This window comes from Vibrio sp. 1641, from assembly GCF_033339995.1.
GTDB lineage: Bacteria > Pseudomonadota > Gammaproteobacteria > Enterobacterales > Vibrionaceae > Vibrio > Vibrio alginolyticus.
This window is the reverse complement of sequence record NZ_JAWOVP010000508.1, coordinates 1-519: the sequence shown is the minus strand read 5'-3', so window position 1 is coordinate 519 and position 519 is coordinate 1. Positions and strand designations below refer to the sequence as shown.

Sequence of the window (519 nt, the reverse complement as noted above, 5' to 3'; positions counted from 1 at the left end):
TTACTGCAAAGATAAAGTCAGTGTGTCGTTCAGGAAGAAATTCCAGTTGTGACTGCGTACCGTGCAACCAACCTTTACCGGAAATACCGCCAGAACCAATCGCAATTTTACTTTGGATAATGTGGTAACCCGCACCAAGTGGGTCAGATTCTGGATTGAACAGAGTACGAACGCGAACCTTTTGGTATTCGCGCATCAAGAAGAACCACAAAATTGGTATGAAGCCACCCAAGGCAATGGCAGCAGCAGCGATGATCTTCCAACTGATGCCTGCTAGGAAAATAACGAAAATACCTGAAGCCGCAATCAGAATCGACGTTCCCAAATCTGGTTGTTTCGCGATAAGAATCGTTGGTAAGCACACCATGATTAGCGCAACAATCAGCGTTCGGAATGTTGGTGGTAATGGTTGGCGGCCGATATAGCGCGCAACCATCAACGGTACCGCAAGTTTGAGTAATTCGGACGGTTGGAATCGAACAAAGCCTAGGTTGAGCCAGCGTTGCGCACCTTTCGAGG

The 519-nt window shown here is 47.6% G+C and carries 1 protein-coding gene; it reads right to left on the bottom strand.

All coding sequences use genetic code 11. The annotated features are described in order from the left end of the window. Positions 1 to 519 (bottom strand): FtsW/RodA/SpoVE family cell cycle protein (locus tag R7Z47_RS26830; RefSeq protein WP_318131023.1); only part of this gene is annotated, 519 nt, incomplete at both ends.